This window comes from Salmonella sp. SA14318, from assembly GCF_029866905.1.
GTDB lineage: Bacteria > Pseudomonadota > Gammaproteobacteria > Enterobacterales > Enterobacteriaceae > Salmonella > Salmonella enterica.
In genome coordinates this window covers 250721-268979 of record NZ_CP123282.1, presented here as the reverse complement: position 1 = coordinate 268979, position 18259 = coordinate 250721, and the positions used below count along the sequence as shown (strand labels likewise).

The 18259-nt window shown below is 52.6% G+C and carries 14 protein-coding genes; 6 read left to right on the top strand and 8 right to left on the bottom strand.

Features of this window, described 5'->3' with window-relative positions; all coding sequences use genetic code 11:
- Positions 1 to 57: 57 nt before the first annotated feature.
- Positions 58 to 1035 (bottom strand): 6-phosphofructose-aspartate deglycase, encoded by a 978-nt coding sequence (fraB, locus tag QEN32_RS01220; RefSeq protein ID WP_010989080.1) that lies wholly within the window; start codon positions 1033 to 1035, stop codon positions 58 to 60.
- Positions 1036 to 1210: 175 nt separating this feature from the next.
- Positions 1211 to 1930 carry a GntR family transcriptional regulator gene (locus QEN32_RS01215; protein ID WP_023224158.1) on the bottom strand — a complete coding sequence of 240 codons (720 nt, stop codon included), beginning with the start codon at positions 1928 to 1930 and terminating at the stop codon, positions 1211 to 1213.
- A gap of 325 nt (positions 1931 to 2255) precedes the next feature.
- Between QEN32_RS01215 and QEN32_RS01210 the strand changes: the two genes are divergently transcribed.
- The gene (locus tag QEN32_RS01210; RefSeq protein WP_000934257.1) at positions 2256 to 3905 is read left to right on the top strand and encodes an alpha,alpha-trehalase; all 1650 of its coding nucleotides are present in this window, start codon (positions 2256 to 2258) and stop codon (positions 3903 to 3905) included.
- A 12-nt stretch (positions 3906 to 3917) separates the two neighbouring features.
- Here QEN32_RS01210 and QEN32_RS01205 read toward each other — a convergent pair whose 3' ends face one another.
- Positions 3918 to 5507 (bottom strand): STY4199 family HEPN domain-containing protein, encoded by a 1590-nt coding sequence (locus tag QEN32_RS01205; RefSeq protein ID WP_265322196.1) that lies wholly within the window; start codon positions 5505 to 5507, stop codon positions 3918 to 3920.
- Between the two features lie 280 nt (positions 5508 to 5787).
- On the opposite strand from QEN32_RS01205, the gene QEN32_RS01200 reads away from it, so the two are divergent.
- Positions 5788 to 6144: a lysozyme gene (locus QEN32_RS01200; RefSeq protein ID WP_023216705.1), complete on the top strand. Its 357-nt coding sequence runs from the start codon at positions 5788 to 5790 to the stop codon at positions 6142 to 6144.
- 5 nt (positions 6145 to 6149) lie between these two features.
- Here QEN32_RS01200 and QEN32_RS01195 read toward each other — a convergent pair whose 3' ends face one another.
- Positions 6150 to 6752 (bottom strand): response regulator transcription factor, encoded by a 603-nt coding sequence (locus QEN32_RS01195; RefSeq protein ID WP_001196081.1) that lies wholly within the window; start codon positions 6750 to 6752, stop codon positions 6150 to 6152.
- A 630-nt stretch (positions 6753 to 7382) separates the two neighbouring features.
- Between QEN32_RS01195 and QEN32_RS01190 the strand changes: the two genes are divergently transcribed.
- The 3 genes from QEN32_RS01190 to QEN32_RS01180 all read left to right on the top strand — a co-directional run bounded on the left by QEN32_RS01190 (position 7383) and on the right by QEN32_RS01180 (position 11056).
- On the top strand, positions 7383 to 8282 hold the full coding sequence (locus QEN32_RS01190; protein WP_265322223.1) for a LysR family transcriptional regulator: 900 nt from the start codon (positions 7383 to 7385) through the stop codon (positions 8280 to 8282).
- Between the two features lie 72 nt (positions 8283 to 8354).
- A complete protein-coding gene (yhjD, locus tag QEN32_RS01185) occupies positions 8355 to 9383 on the top strand; it encodes an inner membrane protein YhjD (protein WP_000191230.1) in 1029 nt (342 codons plus the stop codon).
- A 350-nt stretch (positions 9384 to 9733) separates the two neighbouring features.
- Entirely contained in the window at positions 9734 to 11056 is a 1323-nt protein-coding gene (locus QEN32_RS01180) for an MFS transporter (protein ID WP_001148981.1), read from the top strand.
- 39 nt (positions 11057 to 11095) lie between these two features.
- Here QEN32_RS01180 and QEN32_RS01175 read toward each other — a convergent pair whose 3' ends face one another.
- Together QEN32_RS01175 and pdeH are read right to left on the bottom strand one after the other, a co-directional pair.
- Complete coding sequence (locus QEN32_RS01175) at positions 11096 to 13156, bottom strand: AsmA family protein (RefSeq protein WP_000158681.1); 2061 nt, start codon at positions 13154 to 13156, stop codon at positions 11096 to 11098.
- 109 nt (positions 13157 to 13265) lie between these two features.
- Positions 13266 to 14033 carry a cyclic-guanylate-specific phosphodiesterase gene (pdeH, locus tag QEN32_RS01170; RefSeq protein WP_000595623.1) on the bottom strand — a complete coding sequence of 256 codons (768 nt, stop codon included), beginning with the start codon at positions 14031 to 14033 and terminating at the stop codon, positions 13266 to 13268.
- A gap of 228 nt (positions 14034 to 14261) precedes the next feature.
- On the opposite strand from pdeH, the gene QEN32_RS01165 reads away from it, so the two are divergent.
- Positions 14262 to 15191: a sugar kinase gene (locus QEN32_RS01165; protein ID WP_265322195.1), complete on the top strand. Its 930-nt coding sequence runs from the start codon at positions 14262 to 14264 to the stop codon at positions 15189 to 15191.
- 53 nt (positions 15192 to 15244) lie between these two features.
- On the opposite strand, the gene QEN32_RS01160 is transcribed toward QEN32_RS01165, so the two are convergent.
- Positions 15245 to 16732, bottom strand: a complete 1488-nt coding sequence (locus QEN32_RS01160) for a pitrilysin family protein (RefSeq protein ID WP_023233346.1) — start codon at positions 16730 to 16732, stop codon at positions 15245 to 15247.
- Between the two features lie 219 nt (positions 16733 to 16951).
- Complete coding sequence (gene dctA, locus QEN32_RS01155; RefSeq protein WP_000858228.1) at positions 16952 to 18238, bottom strand: C4-dicarboxylate transporter DctC; 1287 nt, start codon at positions 18236 to 18238, stop codon at positions 16952 to 16954.
- Between the last annotated feature and the right edge of the window lie 21 nt (positions 18239 to 18259).

Sequence of the window (18259 nt, the reverse complement as noted above, 5' to 3'; positions counted from 1 at the left end):
TCCTTGTTTGTCTTTACAATAAAAAGCGTCCCTGCTTTTTTATCCATCCTGATGTAATTAATATTCCACTTTCCACATATAGCGGCGTGTCGTTAACGGATGCTGGCGCGCCTCAGCTAACGCCCGATTGTAAACGGGATAAACGTTATTAAAGAGAGAGTGGTTAAAGTAATCAATAACCGTGGTTTTAATGGTCGATAGCCCCAGCTCTTTCGCATCGACAACTTCAATCCGGCGGCCATATTTTTTCAGGAAGTTTAACGCGCGTTCATCCACCGCCCGCGTATTGCCCTCGGAAAACTGGAAGAAGAAAGGCGTATTCGCATCGGTAATTTCAAACGGCCCGTGGAAAAACTCACCGCTATGAATACAGGCGGAATGTATCCATTGCATTTCCATAAAGATACAGATGCTCTGCAGGTAGGCTGCGCCATAGCCCGCGCCGCTGGCGACGGTGTAAATGACTTTATCGTCTTTATATTCCTGCGCGAACGCCTGCGCGCGTTCCGCAACCTGCTCGCAAGCGCGCCAGACGATACGGTTGATTTTGCTGACGCCATCCTGAAAATCGTCGTAGTGCGCATACCCTTCCGTCTGCTGGAGCAGTTCGACCGCACTCAGCAGGCCTTTCATCGTTTTCTCTCCGGCAATATCTTTACCGTCGCCAAACGTGTACGTTTCCACATAGTCGCAATGCGCCACCAACGGTGAATCCATTATCCAGGTTAAACCAATGACCGGCGCGCCGTGCTGACGGGCGATTTCAGCCGCTTTAATTGTCTCTGGCGTATTACCTTTGTGGGAGGCGACAACCACAACGGCATTTTCTCCCAGCGCTACCGGCGGGTTGTTAATAAATTCTCCGCTGTTATACAGACCGACAGTCAACGCTTTCGCTTCTTTTTCTAAGAATGCTTTCGCCGGATAGAACGCCGCATAAGAACCGCCGCACGCCACGTAATAGACGTGTTTAACGCCTCCTTTCTCTGCCTGGCTGGTCACAATATTGCTAACTGTCTCTTTCATACCCATCATGCTTTCCTCTGGTTCCATCAATGATACAGGCGAGGATTCGCCATAAATGACTCATAATGTATTATTATTTTTATATGACATTTAAAGACATTTGATCAAGATGAAAACCAAAAAAAATCGGGATCCGCGATCTGGATCCCGATTCAGCCTGCTCTTCGTTAGCGTAATGCTGACATCATACGGTAAACCGTATTTTATCGCCGACAATCAACTGTTGCGAAACGCAGGAGAGTTCTCCTTTGTTATCAATCATTTCACTTTTTATCAGGATCAGCGGATAACCCTCGTTGACGCTAAGATAATGGGCGACTTCAAAGCTGGCATAAACCAGTTCGATCATCTTACGGGAGTGGGTAAACCATAAGTGGTGTTTCTCGCGTAAGCATTCATACAAAGAGTGATTATTAAGATCTTCGTCCAGCAAAAACGCAAAACGTGGGGGAAGATGTACGGTTTCCAGCGATACCGCCACATCGTCGGCATAGCGGATACGTTCAATGACGACCGCTTTTTCGCCATCGTTCATATTCAGTAACGCTTTTGTCTCATCGTCTACCGATTCAAAAACGGATTTGATGGTGCGTGACCCCGGGCGACGTCCCTGGGACTGGCATAACTCGCTGAAACTCATGATGCCGGTCATACTGCGCTGAAATTTCTCACCAGAGACAAAGGTGCCTTTGCCGGAGACACGGGTCAGCAAATTTTCACGCGTCAGCGCATCCAACGCCTTACGGACCGTGACCCTGCTCACCTGCCAGCGCGCGCTCAGTTCATTTTCCGTCGGGATCTGCTGGCCTGGTTTATACTCTCCACGCGCAATGGCCTCTTTTAAGGCGGCTTCAAGCTGCTTATAAAGCGGTTTGGCGCTTTTACTGTCGGGTTGCTCGATCATTTGTATCCATTTGTATTATCATGGTGCCATAGCTTGTATTATAACTATTTACGTTACCTTTGCTTGTGAATCCACGCCATGCGGTGACGTAGTGATACCGCTATGAAACGAATGTTCTGATTTTAGGTCTGGGGCGGGCGTCATGAAAATAGGATTTTCGCAATACTATTCAGTAAGTTATAGATTGTTTTTCTTGAGAGACAAATTGCAAAATGTGATCTATCGCACACTTTGCCACTCAGGTATCGAAGCGAATGTCTACGCTTAATAGACAGCCGGGCAACACCCGTATCTTTTACGACGCAAGCCGGAGGTCCTTGTCATTATGCTCAACCAGAAATTAAACCCCACGCCTTCTGAAGATCTGACTATTGATGTCGATCTGCTTTATGAAACAGACCCGTGCGAGTTAAAGCTGGATGAAATGATCGAGGCGGAACCGGAGCCGGAGATGATCGAGGGGCTTCCCGCCTCTGACGCCCTGACCCCTGCCGATCGGTATCTCGAACTGTTCGAGCATGTACAGTCAACAAAACTGTTTCCAGACAGTAAAACGTTCCCGGACTGCGCGCCGAAGATGGACCCGCTTGATATCCTGATCCGCTACCGTAAGGTCAGACGCCACCGTGATTTTGACTTACGCCGCTTCGTCGAGAACCATTTCTGGCTACCGGAAACCTTATCCAGCGAGTATGTCTCTAACCCCGAAAACTCGCTCAAAGAACATATTGACCAGCTTTGGCCGATACTGACGCGCGAACCGCAGGATCATATTCCGTGGTCTTCGCTGCTGGCGCTACCGCAATCCTATATCGTGCCGGGAGGCCGCTTTAGCGAAACCTATTATTGGGACTCTTATTTTACCATGCTGGGTCTGGCGGAAAGCGGGCGCGAAGATTTACTTAAATGTATGGCGGATAATTTCGCCTGGATGATTGAAAACTATGGCCATATTCCCAACGGCAACCGGACCTATTATCTGAGCCGTTCGCAGCCGCCGGTTTTCGCCCTGATGGTTGAACTGTTCGAAGAAGATGGCGTACGCGGCGCGCGGCGTTATCTCGACCATCTCAAAATGGAATACGCCTTCTGGATGGACGGCGCCGAATCGCTGGCGCTCAACCAGGCTTATCGCCACGTTGTGCGGATGCCGGACGGTTCCCTGCTGAACCGCTACTGGGACGATCGCGACACGCCGCGCGACGAGTCCTGGCTGGAAGATGTCGAAACCGCAAAACACTCCGGTCGTCCGCCCAATGAAGTCTACCGGGATTTGCGCGCCGGGGCGGCGTCCGGCTGGGACTATTCTTCACGCTGGCTACGCGATGCGGGCCGGCTTGCCAGCATACGTACGACCCAGTTTATCCCTATCGATTTGAACGCTTTTCTGTATAAACTGGAGAGCGCTATCGCCAATATTTCAGCGCTGAAAGGCGAACGTGACACCGAGGCGCTATTTCGCCAGAAAGCCAGCGATCGACGCGCCGCCGTGAACCATTATCTGTGGGATGATGAAAACGGCTGTTATCGGGACTATGACTGGCGACGCGAAGAAATGGCGCTCTTTTCCGCTGCCAGTATCGTGCCGCTGTATGTCGGTATGGCGAACCATGAGCAGGCCGACCGTCTGGCAAATGTGGTACGCAGCCGTCTGCTAACGCCCGGCGGGATTATGGCGACCGAATACGAAACCGGCGAACAGTGGGATAAACCGAACGGCTGGGCACCGCTGCAATGGATGGCGATCCAGGGCTTCAAACGGTATGGCGACGATATGCTGGGCGATGAAATCGCCCATAACTGGTTAAAAACGGTGAACCATTTTTATCAGGAGCACCATAAACTGATCGAGAAATACCATATTTCCGGCGGTACGCCCCGCGAAGGCGGCGGGGGCGAGTATCCGCTACAGGACGGGTTCGGCTGGACCAATGGCGTGGTGCGCCGCCTGATTGGCCTTTACGGAGAGCCTTAACCTGCTCCGGCCTCAGTGAATCGCATCATAAATGGCTGACTGAATTTTCAGCCATTTTTTATTGTCTGCGCTGGGCCGGGCCTGAGCGCGCAGTCGGGCCTGCTCCGTATCGTGCTGCTGGCGCGTCACAACAGCCGGAACGGTGCAAAACGTTTGCAAATAGGTTTTATGCATCGCGGTCAGCGGCGCGCCGCTCGACATGTCATGACTTAACGTTGTGATAAATCGTCGGCAGGGTTTGACCTCATCCATCAGCGCGGGATAACGCAACAACAATTGCAGCACCTCGGTATGTCCTGCCGCAAACGCCTGCTCCGTCCACGCGAGCTGCCAGTTCATTCCGCCCTGGAGGAATAGCGCCGTCACCCGCGTATCATTGCGCTCTATCGCCGCCCGCATGGTAAACGCATCCCAGGTAATCCCCATATGATTGAGCGTTTCCCGCGCGGAAGGCGCCTCGCGCGGCGGTTCATCCTGCTCCATTGCGGGAGTTTGCCCGTTATCGGAGCCTGGCGACGGCGAACTAAATAGCCAGAACGCGCCCGCCAGTATCGCCAGCGTCATGACGCCAACCGCGCCCCACAAAGCGCCGGAAATAAGTTGCTCACGCTCTTCAGGCGTACGCGGAGGCCGCTTACGCGGTGGTTCTATGCTCTCGCTAATCTCATGCTTATCTCCCCCGGCCTGCCGATCTTTAAGCCGCGCGGTTTCCCAGAACTGGCGCAATTCACGTTCATCCGCCAGCAGAAACGAAGCGGGATTCACGCGAGTACGTTTTTCGGCATAGGCGCGCTGGATGGGCCGAACGATTTGCTGATACTGAACGTTTAGCAGCATAAGCTGCGCTGAGGTGAGCGGCTGCCTGGCGATAACCTCGTTTCGCGCGAGGCGACAATCATCCAGAAACATACGCAGAGTGGTGCGCGACTCGGCGAACAGCGTTAACGCTGAGGCATCATTAAAAATTCTGACGTAATGACGGGCAAACAATTTTTTATCGACCACCATAAGCGCCAGTTCGCTGAACAACATGCCCTCCAGCGCATGTTGATCTTCTCCCTGTTTTAACCACTGGCGCAAACGGTCCGGGCCAAAATGTTGCTTGAGGTAGTGATTCAGCGACGCCCGATCCGGCCATGCGCGCGCAATAAGCGCTTTTAACGTCAGTTCTATCGCCCGAAGCTGACGCTGCGCCTCAAGATGCGCCTCCTGGTCGGGGTCTTCCAGCTCAGTTTGATACGTCAGTAGCGGCTGCTGCTGACGTAGATGTTCCAGCGAGGTGACAAAACGCAACGCGGCAAGGAGTTGATTTTCGCTCACCTCTTGCCCGCTGTCATACTGGGGAACATGCTGCTGAAGGTGACGCAGTTGCAGCATAAACTGGCTCAACTGCGCGTCATTTATCCGCAATTTTTTCGCCACCGCGCCCCAACCGCCCAGGTTAAGACGCGCCTGCTCAAGTTGTTCCATGAACCACCGGGGCTCTTTTCCCTCTGTGGTATGAATACCCAGCAGCAGCAGGATTTCTATTGATGCCTGGCGGATAATCCCCAGGCTATGTTCAAAAGGCGCGCGTGTCGCCTGCGAAGCGCTATTCGTCATTATCTTCCCTAAAAAGACGATCCCGCGACGAGATCTTCGTTTTCTTTTAATTATGTTTTTTCATAGATATAACAGATTTAGCCACATTTCAGTGACTTAATCTTAATGATTGCAAATTTATAAGAAGATCGGTTACTAACCAAAAACATCAGTTTTTCATTCTGTCAACGCGGCGTGACGCTGAACGGCATAGACCTTTTCCCTGCCTGCGTTTGGCCGTCTGACCGCTAGCCACGCGTGCAGCACACTTTATAATCGCGCTTTTTATGAGAAAGATGCCATGCCGCACATTTCATCTCGCTTTAGCTCCGCCTGCGTCGCGTTTATTAAACAGTGGCAGGGTCTGTCGCTGGAAAAGTATCGCGATCGGCAGGGTAACTGGGTGATTGGTTACGGGCATATGTTGACGCCGGATGAGACGCTGACGTTCATTACGCCCGACCAGGCGGAGGCATTCTTGCTGGATGACCTCAATAGCTGCGATATGCTGCTACAGAATTGTTTGCCGGAACTTAATGATCGGTTTCAACGCGAAACGCTTATTGCGCTGATGTTCAGCATCGGACATCAGCGTTTTTTATCATTAATCAATACGGGTGATATTTCACAGCCAGAAATAAGCGGACTGCGAATTTAACGTCGTTAATTCGATTCATTTAACATCATGGCGGCCTGGGTACGATTTTTTACATCCAGCCGCCGGTAAAGCGACTCCAGATGCGCTTTAACCGTCCCGGTACTAATATTTAACGCCCGCCCAATTTGTTTATTTGATTCTCCTGCGGCAAGCATCTGTAAAATTTCCCGCTGGCGGGCGCTTAACGCTTTTATATCACGGGACTCCAGCTCCGTTGAATTTAACCAATCCCCCGGTAAAAACATCATCCCGCGAGCGACAGCATTGAGCGCAAGGACAAAGGTTTCGGCATCAGAATCGCGTGGCACCACGGCCTGAACGTTAAATTGCATGACTTCATGCAGCCACTTTTGACTGCCATCCATCGCCGTGATAATAATCTTCACCTCCGGAAATTGCTGCGCGATTCTTTGTAACACCTCGCGGCAAAATTCAGCATCCAGGCCGCTATCCAGCATGACCAGCGCATCCGGCGCGCTTTCTATTTTTTGCCAGAGTTCTTCTGCCTGACCGACACTCTGGATACTTATTCCTGGAATGTGCTGCTGCAAACTGATTTTCATTCCATGAATAAATATTGACTGCCTGTCAAACATGATTACCTGCATTACTTTTCTCCACCTGGGTAAGATAATAGTCTCAAGATGAGGAAGGGTATTACCCGTAGGGTAAAATAAGAAGTCGCCATTTGGTATAGGCCATTTTACCGATAGTCATTGGTTGAGGAAGGGAAAGGTTATGAATATTTACAGCTTCAACATCGGGATTACAGAATTCGCTAAAATTAGCCTTTTAAAGTAAGGAATATCTTATTAGCGCGAACAGCCAAGGCTAATTTGAATATTAATTTAATGAAGAGTACGCCTGGCGCGTCACAAAGGAAATATCTGCTTTTCACCTGATGTGTTACAAAAAATAAAGTAGCACATTTTGTTAAAAAATAGCCAATCCGCCTGAAAACCGCGACGATGGGTCAATGACAATACCGTGTATGTACATACATTTCTCTCTCCCACTACACCCGCGGCTATCAGCGTGTTTTACCGCTCTCGTCCCGTTTATCGGCTTTTTGGCGCTAAAATGCCTGGCCGGAAGGCGATAAATCCGCCGCGCAACGCGATCAGACGTATTCGTCACGCGAGCAATGATTGCGAAAGGGCTTATTAGATGCTAGAAAATCAATAAAACCAGCCGCTTCAGCGTCACTGTTTCAATAAGAACAATAATAGAGCCTGATGATGGATAAAATATATGCAATGAAATTGTTTGTACGCGTGGCGGAACGGGAAAGTTTTTCCCGCGCAGCAGAGGATATCGGCCTTCCCAAAGGCAGCGTCTCACGGCAAATACAAGCGTTAGAACATCAACTGGGCATCCGCCTGCTCCACCGCACCACCCGGCGGGTACAGCTTACTCAGGACGGAATGGTTTACTACGAACGGGCAAAAGATCTGTTGAGTAACCTGGATGAACTGGAGGGTCTTTTCCAGCCTGATCCCGCCAGTATCAGTGGCAAAATACGGGTAGATATACCGCCATGTCTCGCAAACAGCCTCATCATGCCGCGCCTGTCCACTTTTTTGCATCAGTATCCCGGCATTGCGCTGGAACTTTGTAGTAGCGATCGACAGGTCGATTTACTACGGGAAGATTTCGACTGCGTGGTGCGCACAGAACCGCTACATGCGCCAGGGATACTGACGCGCCCGCTTGGCAAACTGAGAAGAGTGAACTGCGCCAGCCCACAATACCTGGCGCGCTTTGGGTATCCAGAAAACCTTGACGATCTCGCCTCACATGCGATGGTGCATTATTCATTGACCCCGGGAGTCTCTTCACCGGGTTTTGCCTTTGAAACTCCCCACGGTATGCAGTGGGTAAAAACCGGCGGAATGCTAACGGTAAACAGTACAGAGACCTGGCATACGGCCTGTCTGGCAGGATTAGGAATCATTCAGACGCCGCGCATTGCTGTACGGGAGGCGTTACGCGCCGGAACGCTCATTGAAATTTTACCGCAATATCGCGCCGCTCCACTGCCGGTGACGCTGCATTATCCCCATCGCCGTAATCTTTCCCGCCGGGTACACCTGTTTATGGTATGGCTGACGGAAACCATTAAAGAGGCCGCAGAGTAGCCGCATTTTCAGCATCCACCGGGGAGAAGCTATACTGACATATTCTATTAATGATGAAGGACTACCGACCTGATGACGCAGGAAAATGACGTAAAACGCCCTATTCAGGAACTGGAGCACGACCCGATACAAAAAATAGAAACGCAGCCGCATGACGCCCCGGAAAAAAACGAAAAGGCAAATCAGGCGTTGCATTCCGTCACCTCCCTGGTGCAAAAAATTCAGCGTCAACCGATGGTGGCCCACCTCATTCGCGCGACCGAACGTTTTAACGATCGACTGGGTAATCAGTTTGGCGCGGCTATCACCTACTTTTCGTTTCTGTCGATGATCCCGATAATGATGGTGTCCTTTGCCGCGGCAGGTTTTATCCTCGCCTCGCACCCTAATCTACTGGAAGATATTTTCAGCAAGATATTGATGAATGTGAGCGATCCTACGCTGGCGTCCACGCTTAAAAATACGATTAATACGGCGGTTCAACAGCGTACCACGGTAGGGCTGGTCGGACTGGGTATCGCGCTCTATTCCGGCGTTAACTGGATGGGCAACCTGCGGGAAGCGATTCGCGCCCAGTCACGGGACGTCTGGGAGCGCAAGCCACAGGATCAGGAGAAAATCTGGCTCAAATATCTGCGCGATTTTATCTCGCTGATTGGATTATTAATCGCTTTAATCATTACGCTGTCCATTACTTCCATCGCCGGTTCCGCCCAGCAGATGATCATCTCCGCCTTGTATCTCGACAGCATCGAATGGTTAAAACCGGCCTGGCATTTGATCGGTCTGGCCATCTCTATTTTTGCCAACTATCTGCTTTTCTTCTGGATTTTCTGGCGACTGCCTCGCCATCGTCCCCGTAAAAAAGCGTTGATTCGCGGGACATTTATCGCCGCTATCGGTTTTGAGGTGATTAAAATCATTATGACCTATACGCTGCCGTCACTGGTGAAATCGCCTTCCGGCGCGGCGTTTGGCTCCGTACTCGGTCTGATGGCCTTCTTCTACTTTTTTGCCCGTCTGACGTTATTCTGCGCGGCCTGGATAGCCACCGCCGAATACAAGGACGACCCGCGAATGCCGGGTAAAACGCAGCGCTAGTCTGCGGCTTGCTGCCGAATGGCGCGCACGGCGTCGTCATTCGGCCTACTGATGTGTAGACCCAGGCCGGGCATGTAAAGCGTACCCGGCGGTACAATCAGGCACGTCCTTCCGCCTCATCTCATTGTTTCAGCATATAAATCCAGTAATTAACTTTTATTTAACCAGAAACCAGTTTTATCCACCAATTCTAAAATTATGTGAAGCATTTCATAGACGCAAAATGGCTGGCTTAAACATTATCCCCTTTTTGCGCTTTTTTTGACCATTTTTAGCTTTTGTTACACATTGAAATATAACTTTTGCTGTGCGTAATATGGCTATTCGTTCGCTAAAAATAAGAAAATAGTATGCAAGCAACCGCCACAACACTCGACCATGAGCAGGAACATGTTCCGGTAAACTCACGCAATAAAGTCGTTATTGCCTCGCTTATCGGCACCGCGATTGAGTTCTTCGACTTCTATATTTACGCCACCGCAGCGGTGATCGTGTTCCCCCTTATCTTCTTCCCCCAGGGCGATCCCACTGCGGCAACGCTACAATCGCTCGCCACCTTCGCTATCGCGTTTGTGGCGCGTCCGATTGGCTCTGCGCTATTCGGTCACTTCGGCGACCGGGTAGGCCGCAAAGTCACGCTGGTGGCTTCGCTGCTGACGATGGGGATCTCCACGGTCATTATCGGTCTGTTACCGGGCTACGCGACGATAGGTATTTTCGCGCCGCTGCTGCTGGCGCTGGCGCGTTTCGGTCAGGGACTGGGGCTGGGCGGCGAATGGGGCGGCGCAGCGTTATTAGCGACGGAGAATGCGCCGCCGCGCAAACGCGCGCTGTATGGCTCCTTCCCGCAGTTGGGCGCGCCGATCGGCTTCTTTTTTGCCAATGGCACCTTCCTGTTGCTCTCCTGGCTGCTGACCGACGAGCAGTTTATGAGCTGGGGCTGGCGCGTGCCGTTTATCTTCTCGGCGGTGCTGGTGATTATCGGCCTGTATGTGCGCGTGTCGCTGCATGAAACGCCGGTGTTTGCGAAAGTCGCCGCAGCGAAAAAACAGGTAAAAATACCGCTGGGCACGTTGCTGACGAAGCATGTCCGCGTAACCATTCTCGGCACGTTTATCATGCTGGCGACCTACACGCTGTTCTATATCATGACCGTCTATTCCATGACTTACAGCACTGCCGCCGCGCCGGTGGGGCTTGGCTTGCCGCGCAATGAAATACTGTGGATGCTGATGATGGCGGTGATTGGTTTTGGCGTGATGGTGCCCGTCGCCGGCCTGCTGGCGGACGCATTTGGCCGTCGGAAAAGCATGGTCATCATTACCACGCTCATCATTCTCTTCGCGTTGTTCGCCTTTACCCCGCTGCTGGGTTCAGGCAATCCAGCGCTGGTATTCGTGTTCCTGTTGTTAGGCCTGAGCCTGATGGGGCTGACCTTCGGCCCAATGGGAGCGCTGCTGCCGGAGCTATTTCCGACGGAAGTGCGCTATACCGGCGCATCGTTTTCCTACAATGTGTCATCGATTCTGGGCGCTTCCGTCGCGCCGTATATTGCCGCATGGCTGCAAAGCCACTACGGGCTGGCGGCGGTAGGGGTTTACCTGGCGTCAATGGCGGCGCTGACGCTGATTGCACTGCTGTTAACCCATGAGACGCGTCATCAGGCGTTGTAATAGGGCGCCGGATGGCATCATCCGGCGCTACGTTTCACGTTACTGCTTCATCTGCGTTAAAATCGTCCGGCACTGATTGGCTTCGCCTTCAGAGGGCGAAATGAGCGCCAATAGCGCGGCGGCGGGCGTTACCAACGTCGCCAGCGCTGCCGCAACCGCGCCGCGCGCAATCAGCGGGCCGGGCTTGACGCCCGCCTGCGGATTTTTAAATGTCCCACGCACGTACAGCGGCGATCGCAGCGTAATAATACGAATCCCCTTACTTTCCGGATCAATGGTTAAATCGAGCTGTTCAGAGGCGAAGCTCGCCGTACCGGTCACGTTAATCAACGCATTTTCTGTATCAAAAGCAAAAATTTGCGGTCGCGCCACACCGTTCGTAATATTGAGATTCGCCGCCGCGCAGTTAACCCGCACTTCGTCATCGCCAAAAATCTGCCCGACAATATAGTTGCCGACGTTCAGCCCCACGATTTCCATCAGGTTGCGGCTAATCAATCCATCATTCATCAATAACTTCAGATTGCCGTTACTGTTGCCAAGCAGCGCGGCGACCGAGTTGCCCGTCCCGCGAATATCCGCATCGCCGTTCAGCTCGCCCAGCGTTTTCTGCATCAGCTCCACATCCGGCATCAGTTCTTTAAGCTTCAGCCGACGCGCCTGTATATCCGCCCGCCCCTGCATTGGCTTTTTATCCCCTTCCAGATGGATGTTGGAGACAATACTGCCGCCTGCCAGACCAAACTTCAGCGGCTGTAGACGTAAGTCGGCGTTTTTCAGGATGATATGGGTCGAAAGATCGCTAATCGGTAGACTGCCGCCATGCTCAATACGTCGGCCTTTAAACCGGACATCGGCGTCCATGACGTCCCATTTGTCGGTTTCAAAGCGATCGTAAGGCAACACTTTATCCGCCGGCTGAACATTCTTCTCGCCTTTGCGCTGTTCAGACCGTTTCGACTGCTCAGCGTCTTTCCCGGAATCCACGCCAATCAGCGGCCCAAGATCGGCCAGTCGTAACTGGCGCGATTCGACATCGCCTTCCAGTTTAGGGCGCGGTTTACCGGTGGTATAAGTGAGGGAGCCGTGGATATCACTGTCGCCAATGCGCCCGTTAAAACCGCGATAATCAAATACTGATGACTTTTCGGCGTCAATTTTCGCCACCAGTCGCCCATCGGTCTCAAACGGCGGCGTATCCGGCAGCAGCACGCCGGTTAAATCATATAAATCGCCCAGTGAATCGCCAGAGAATTTAAGCCGCAGATCGACGCCGCCCATTTTCATCGGCTCGTTCACCACGCCGCTAAAAGCCACCCGCGTATTGCCAGAGCGGAAATCGGCCTGCACAGGAAAAGGCGTACTTTCGCTGCGTAGCGCCAGCATACCGCCTATTTTGCCCGTACCGGTCAACGGTTCCCCGTTATAACGCCCCTGCGCCTTCAGGCCGAAGACATAGTCGCCCACGGTGGATTTGTCTGCTTTGCCTTTCGTTCCCGTCACTTCGCTGAACGGCAACGGTTTGCCTAACGGATCGACCAGAATAGTGATATCCGCTTTACTGACCTTATCATCGATCGCGATTCGCCCCTGGTCGAAGAGAATATTATCCAGCCGGAAGGACCAGGCGGAAGGTTTAGCATTGGGGTCCGTATTCTTGTCTTGCGCGAGGTTAAAGGTCCAGTTATTGGTTTTCTCAGACAGGCGAATAAGACGCGCGTCGGGTTTCACCAGTTTGATCCACGGCAGCCAGACGGTTTTGGTCAGGAGCGCCAGCGGAGCAAGCGTCGCCTCAACGCGTGGCAGATGCACCATCGTGACTTCCGGAATATCCGGCGGATTGCCGAGAATGACGTCTTCCGCGTGAACATGCGGCCACGGTACCCAGCTCCGCCAGCCGGTCTCCTGTTTTTGGCGTTCCCACACCACGCCTAAATCGCCGCGAATAGCGAAAGGCCGGTTCAATTCGGTAGAGACTTTCTGGTTGATGGTCGGTTTGAGGCGGTTCCAGTCAAATGTTGCGATCAACAAAATCACTATGGCGATCAACAACAAGAAAGTCCCTGTGATGGCGGCGGTTATTTTGCCTGCTTTAGTCATGTGTTATTTCCTCACTTCTTCCCTTGCCTGTCCTAAAGATAGTTCAGCCAGACGAAAAAGGAGGATGACCGCGCCTCGTAATACCACGTATTACGGGAACAGTCTGGCGTTACAGGGTCAGAATCACCTCTTCGAGCGATATCAGCGGCACGGGTCGAGAAAGAAAATAGCCCTGGGCGGCAAAGGCGGGCGAACGCTGCACATCACGCCACTCTTCCAGCGTCTCCACGCCCTCGACAATAACGCCGCGGCAGTAGCGGTTCATCAGTTGCAGCAGCAGAATGAACAGGTTGCGCCCCTCCGCGGACTGACGCAGCATGACGAATAGCTCGCGCGCCACTTTAATGTAGTCATAACGCACTTCGCTCAGCGCTGAAAAATTGGCCATGCCTGTACCAAAATCATCCAGCCACAGCGGGCCGAACTCACACATCGAGGCGAAAGAGGAGTCTTTCGGCAAACGAATATGTTCCACCAGTTCGAAACGCAGCCAGGGTAAGCGCTCCATCGCTGCCAGAATGTCCGGCTGTCGTCGCATGGCAATCAGCGTAGGGCCGTCAACATTGACCGATGCCAATAAGTGATGGCGAGTGAAAAAATCCGCTTTTTGTTCAAGCTGATGAAGTTGTTCTTTCACTACGTCAATGCGGTGTCGAACCGCTAACTCCGCGAAATAACGATCCGGGGCAATACGTCTGGAAGGGTTATCAGGATGGGTGACGACAGTGAGAAGTTCAACCGCCATCAGACGGCCATCCGTCTGGTATATCGGCTGGTAAGTATAGGCACGCTCGCATTGCAGCCAATAGCGCCGTTCCTGCAAATTCTCTATACCTGCATCAGGAACGCGTAGCTGCTGGATAACCTGCTTTATCATCTCAGTTGTCCTGTTAATGGGAGTGTGACTGTCCGGACTCGTCAAAGGTTATCGGCGTTCAGGCAGAGAACTTTACCCTCGGTCCCTGGCAAAATAAAAACAGACCCCGAAACTTGTCAAAAATACGCACTTGCTCAAAAAAATAATGGACCGATGTTTTAATATTATTGACCACTAAACATCCACAGCGCACACTAACGCTAATTTTTACAGATCAGGTTCACGACTATGTCTAAAAAGATTGCCGTGATTGGCGAATGCATGATTGAGCTGTCGCAGAAAGGCGCTGATGTTCAGCGCGGCTTCGGCGGCGACACGCTGAATACCTCCGTTTATATTGCCCGTCAGGTCGATTCTGCCGCTCTGGCCGTTCACTATGTGACGGCGCTGGGTACCGACAGTTTCAGCCAACAGATGCTGGAGGCGTGGCAGCATGAAAATGTGGATACCTCGCTAACGCAGCGGATGGAAAATCGCCTGCCAGGCCTCTATTACATCGAAACCGATGACACTGGCGAGCGTACCTTCTACTACTGGCGTAACGAAGCGGCAGCGAAATTCTGGCTGGAGAGCGAGCAGTCAGTGGCTATCTGCAAGGCGCTGGCGACCTTCGATTATCTCTACCTGAGCGGCATTAGCCTCGCGATTTTAAGCCCGACCAGCCGTGATAAGCTGCTGTCTTTATTGCGTGAATGTCGGGCCAACGGCGGGAAAGTCATTTTTGATAATAACTATCGCCCGCGTTTATGGACAAGTCGCGAAGAAACGCAGCAGGTCTATCAAAAGATGCTGGAATGTACTGATATCGCCTTCCTGACACTGGACGATGAAGACGCGCTATGGGGTCAGCAACCCGTGGAAGAGGTCATTGCCCGCACCCATGCGGCAGGCGTGCAGGAAGTGGTGGTAAAACGCGGGGCGGACTCTTGCCTGGTCTCGATTCAGGGCGAGGCGCTCATTGACGTTCCGGCAGTCAAACTGCCGAAAGAGAAAGTGATAGACACCACTGCCGCAGGCGACTCCTTCAGCGCCGGTTATCTGGCCGTTCGTTTGACGGGCGGCAGCGCGACGGATGCCGCGAAGCGCGGACACCTGACGGCCAGCACGGTGATTCAGTACCGTGGGGCCATTATTCCGCACGACGCGATGCCGCAGTAAGTCATTCGCTCTTGCCCGGTGGCGCTGCGCTTACCGGGCCGGCAGGCGGCAGCTTACTGTGCCGCCGGTGTCTCCGTCACTTCCGGATGCGCCTCATCTGCTTCAACAGCGGCGGCAGTAGTCGGGACCATGATTTCATCCCACGTCGCCTTTAACGCCTTCATATTAAATTCCGGCTCGCCTTGCGGTTGCAGCAAAATTAATGCCATCTCCTGCGATAGCTGCTGACGTAGATTCTGATTGAGCATATCGACGGTCAGGCTGTTGAGGAAATTCTGGCGCAGCTTCTGATACTGCTCCGGCGCGATATCCACCACTTGATTCTGCAGCGAGCGCATTCGCTGTCCAGTCAAAATGTCAGTATCGGTACGCGCGTAGGTCGCGAACAGCTTTTGCAATTCGAGATTTTTCTGCGCCACCAGCGCAGTAAACTCCTCTTCCGACAAACCTTTGTCGCGTACTTTCGCCAGTTCATTCGCCACCAGGCTCAAATTGGTATTGAGCTTATCATTAGGTGATTCAATGTTGATGGCGCACTGCGCGCGCAGAAACAGAACCCGGCAGTCAAACCCCAGACCAATATCTTTCGCGTTATTTTTAGTAAGCTCTTGCTGGATATGCCAGAACAGCGCTTCGCGCGCCAGATCCGCCTGCCAGTAGCGCAACAGCGCCGCCGACTCGCGAATCGGTTGCCACGGCGTATCCCACATAATGGAGAGACGATCCTGGCGCACCGCATCGGTCATAATGCTCACTGATTCCGCCCGCAGCGGCGAAAGCGTCGGCACCGGGGCGGGCGTTTCGCGTTTACCTTTCAGCGTACCGAACGTTTTATTGATCTGCTCGGCGACGGAGCGCGCATCAATGTTGCCGACAACAATCAGCGTCATGGCATCCGGGGTGTACCATTTTTCATAGAAAGCCTGAATTTTGGCTGCGTCTACCGGCTGCTTTAACGGTTCCGCGGGATCGTGCCCCAATAACGCCGACCCTTTCAGCCGATAACGCCACCAGCCCTCTTTAGTATCTGCTGGCCACGTCGCAACCATATCTTCGCTGCTTAACGCATGATTCACCGTCTCTGGCGTAATGGTTAATTTACCGGAGACGTTAGCCAGATAGGTCAGCGCTTCTTTCAGCAGATCGTTACGGTTATTGGGTAAACTGAGGTTATAGAGCGTGGAATCATAAGAAACAATAACGGGCGGCATGGGACGTTTCGGATCAAACCCTTGCTGCCATAAAGAACGTGCCTGTACGGCATCCAGACCACCGCTTTGCGTCAGCGCGATACGGGGAATCGCATGGCTGAACCCGCTCTGTTGCGTACTTTCGGTGAGCGAACCGGTATTAACCTGTAGACGAACTTCAATACGATCGCTGGGGCGCTGAGGCGTAGCCAACACTTGCCACTGTAACCCATTAGCCAGCGTCCCCTGTTGCCATGCCGGATCGGGCTGGAGCGCATCTGCCTGCACATAGCCGGCAGAGGCCAACATCAACAGACTGCCCGCTAAGAGTCGAATTTTTGTGCCCTGCATGTGAACCCCTGATCAACAATCCTGGTAATAAAAAGACAGCCCCGGCAGGGATGCCTGAATATGACGTAAAAACACTTCGTGTTAGACCGCGAGAACCTAAAAATGTCACGGAAGAAGTGAAATAATCCCTAAGCATCATGCTGTATGCTTTGGGCGCAGGGGTCAATTATGCGCAAACACCCGCAGTCCTGGAAGGGACTACGGGCATAAGTGGCGAGATTAGGAGGAAATTTCGTGCGTTTTGCCATCCGGCGCACGATTATTAAGCACATCGTCCAGCTTTTGGTGATCTAACTCTTTCACCCATTTGGCAACCACCACCGTCGCCACGCCGTTACCCACCAGGTTAGTCAGCGCGCGCGCTTCGGACATAAAGCGGTCGATACCGAGGATTAACGCCAGTCCCGCAACCGGTAAATGGCCTACGGCGGAGATAGTGGCCGCCAGCACGATAAAGCCGCTTCCGGTCACGCCCGCAGCGCCTTTTGACGAGAGCAGCAGCACGACCAGCAGCGTTATCTGGTGGAAGATATCCATATGGCTGTTGGTCGCCTGGGCGATAAACACCGCCGCCATCGTCAGGTAGATAGAGGTGCCATCGAGGTTGAACGAATACCCCGTCGGGATCACCAGCCCCACCACCGACTTACGGCACCCCAGTTTTTCCATCTTATCGAGCATACGCGGCAACGCTGACTCGGAAGAGGAGGTGCCGAGCACAATGAGTAATTCTTCCCGGATATAGCGAATAAATTTAAAAATGCTAAAGCCCGTTACCCGTGCAATCGTCCCCAGCACCACCACCACGAAGAGAATACAGGTGATATAGAAGCAGATAATGAGCTGCCCCAGTTGCACCAGAGAACCGACGCCGTATTTACCGATGGTGAAGGCCATCGCGCCGAATGCGCCAATCGGCGCCAGGCGCATGATCATATTGATGATGCCGAAAATGACCTGCGAAAAACTCTCAATCACATTGAAAATGAGCTGGCCTTTGCTGCCCAAACGGTGCAGCGCAAAACCAAACAACACCGCAAACAGTAAGACCTGCAGAATGTTGCCGCTGGCAAACGCGCCGATCACGCTGCCCGGTATGACATCCATCAGGAAGGCAATAATGCCCTGCTCCTTGGCTTGTGCGGCATAAACGGCCACCGCCTGCGCATCCAGCGTTGCCGGATCGACGTTCATCCCGGCGCCAGGTTGCACAACGTTGACGATGATAAGACCGATAATCAGCGCAATCGTACTGACAATTTCAAAGTAAAGCAGCGCGACCGCGCCGGTACGGCCCACCGCTTTCATGCTTTCCATGCCTGCGATGCCCGTCACGACAGTACAGAAAATGACAGGAGCGATGATCATCTTAATGAGCTTAACGAACGCGTCGCCAAGCGGTTTCATTTGTGCGCCCAGTTCAGGATAGTAATGGCCAAGGAGAATACCAATGGCGATTGCTGTCAGGACCTGAAAATAAAGACTTTTGAACAGAGAGGTTTTCATAGGGTGTCCTTGAAGTAAAAA

Bases quoted from the DNA above. Each gene is read 5' to 3' on its own strand.
- fraB (WP_010989080.1), bottom strand. From the start codon at position 1,035: ATGATGGGTATGAAAGAGACAGTTAGCAATATTGTGACCAGCCAGGCA.
- QEN32_RS01215 (WP_023224158.1), bottom strand. From the start codon at position 1,930: ATGATCGAGCAACCCGACAGTAAAAGCGCCAAACCGCTTTATAAGCAG.
- QEN32_RS01210 (WP_000934257.1), top strand. From the start codon at position 2,256: ATGCTCAACCAGAAATTAAACCCCACGCCTTCTGAAGATCTGACTATT.
- QEN32_RS01205 (WP_265322196.1), bottom strand. From the start codon at position 5,507: ATGACGAATAGCGCTTCGCAGGCGACACGCGCGCCTTTTGAACATAGC.
- QEN32_RS01200 (WP_023216705.1), top strand. From the start codon at position 5,788: ATGCCGCACATTTCATCTCGCTTTAGCTCCGCCTGCGTCGCGTTTATT.
- QEN32_RS01195 (WP_001196081.1), bottom strand. From the start codon at position 6,752: ATGCAGGTAATCATGTTTGACAGGCAGTCAATATTTATTCATGGAATG.
- QEN32_RS01190 (WP_265322223.1), top strand. From the start codon at position 7,383: ATGGATAAAATATATGCAATGAAATTGTTTGTACGCGTGGCGGAACGG.
- yhjD (WP_000191230.1), top strand. From the start codon at position 8,355: ATGACGCAGGAAAATGACGTAAAACGCCCTATTCAGGAACTGGAGCAC.
- QEN32_RS01180 (WP_001148981.1), top strand. From the start codon at position 9,734: ATGCAAGCAACCGCCACAACACTCGACCATGAGCAGGAACATGTTCCG.
- QEN32_RS01175 (WP_000158681.1), bottom strand. From the start codon at position 13,156: ATGACTAAAGCAGGCAAAATAACCGCCGCCATCACAGGGACTTTCTTG.
- pdeH (WP_000595623.1), bottom strand. From the start codon at position 14,033: ATGATAAAGCAGGTTATCCAGCAGCTACGCGTTCCTGATGCAGGTATA.
- QEN32_RS01165 (WP_265322195.1), top strand. From the start codon at position 14,262: ATGTCTAAAAAGATTGCCGTGATTGGCGAATGCATGATTGAGCTGTCG.
- QEN32_RS01160 (WP_023233346.1), bottom strand. From the start codon at position 16,732: ATGCAGGGCACAAAAATTCGACTCTTAGCGGGCAGTCTGTTGATGTTG.
- dctA (WP_000858228.1), bottom strand. From the start codon at position 18,238: ATGAAAACCTCTCTGTTCAAAAGTCTTTATTTTCAGGTCCTGACAGCA.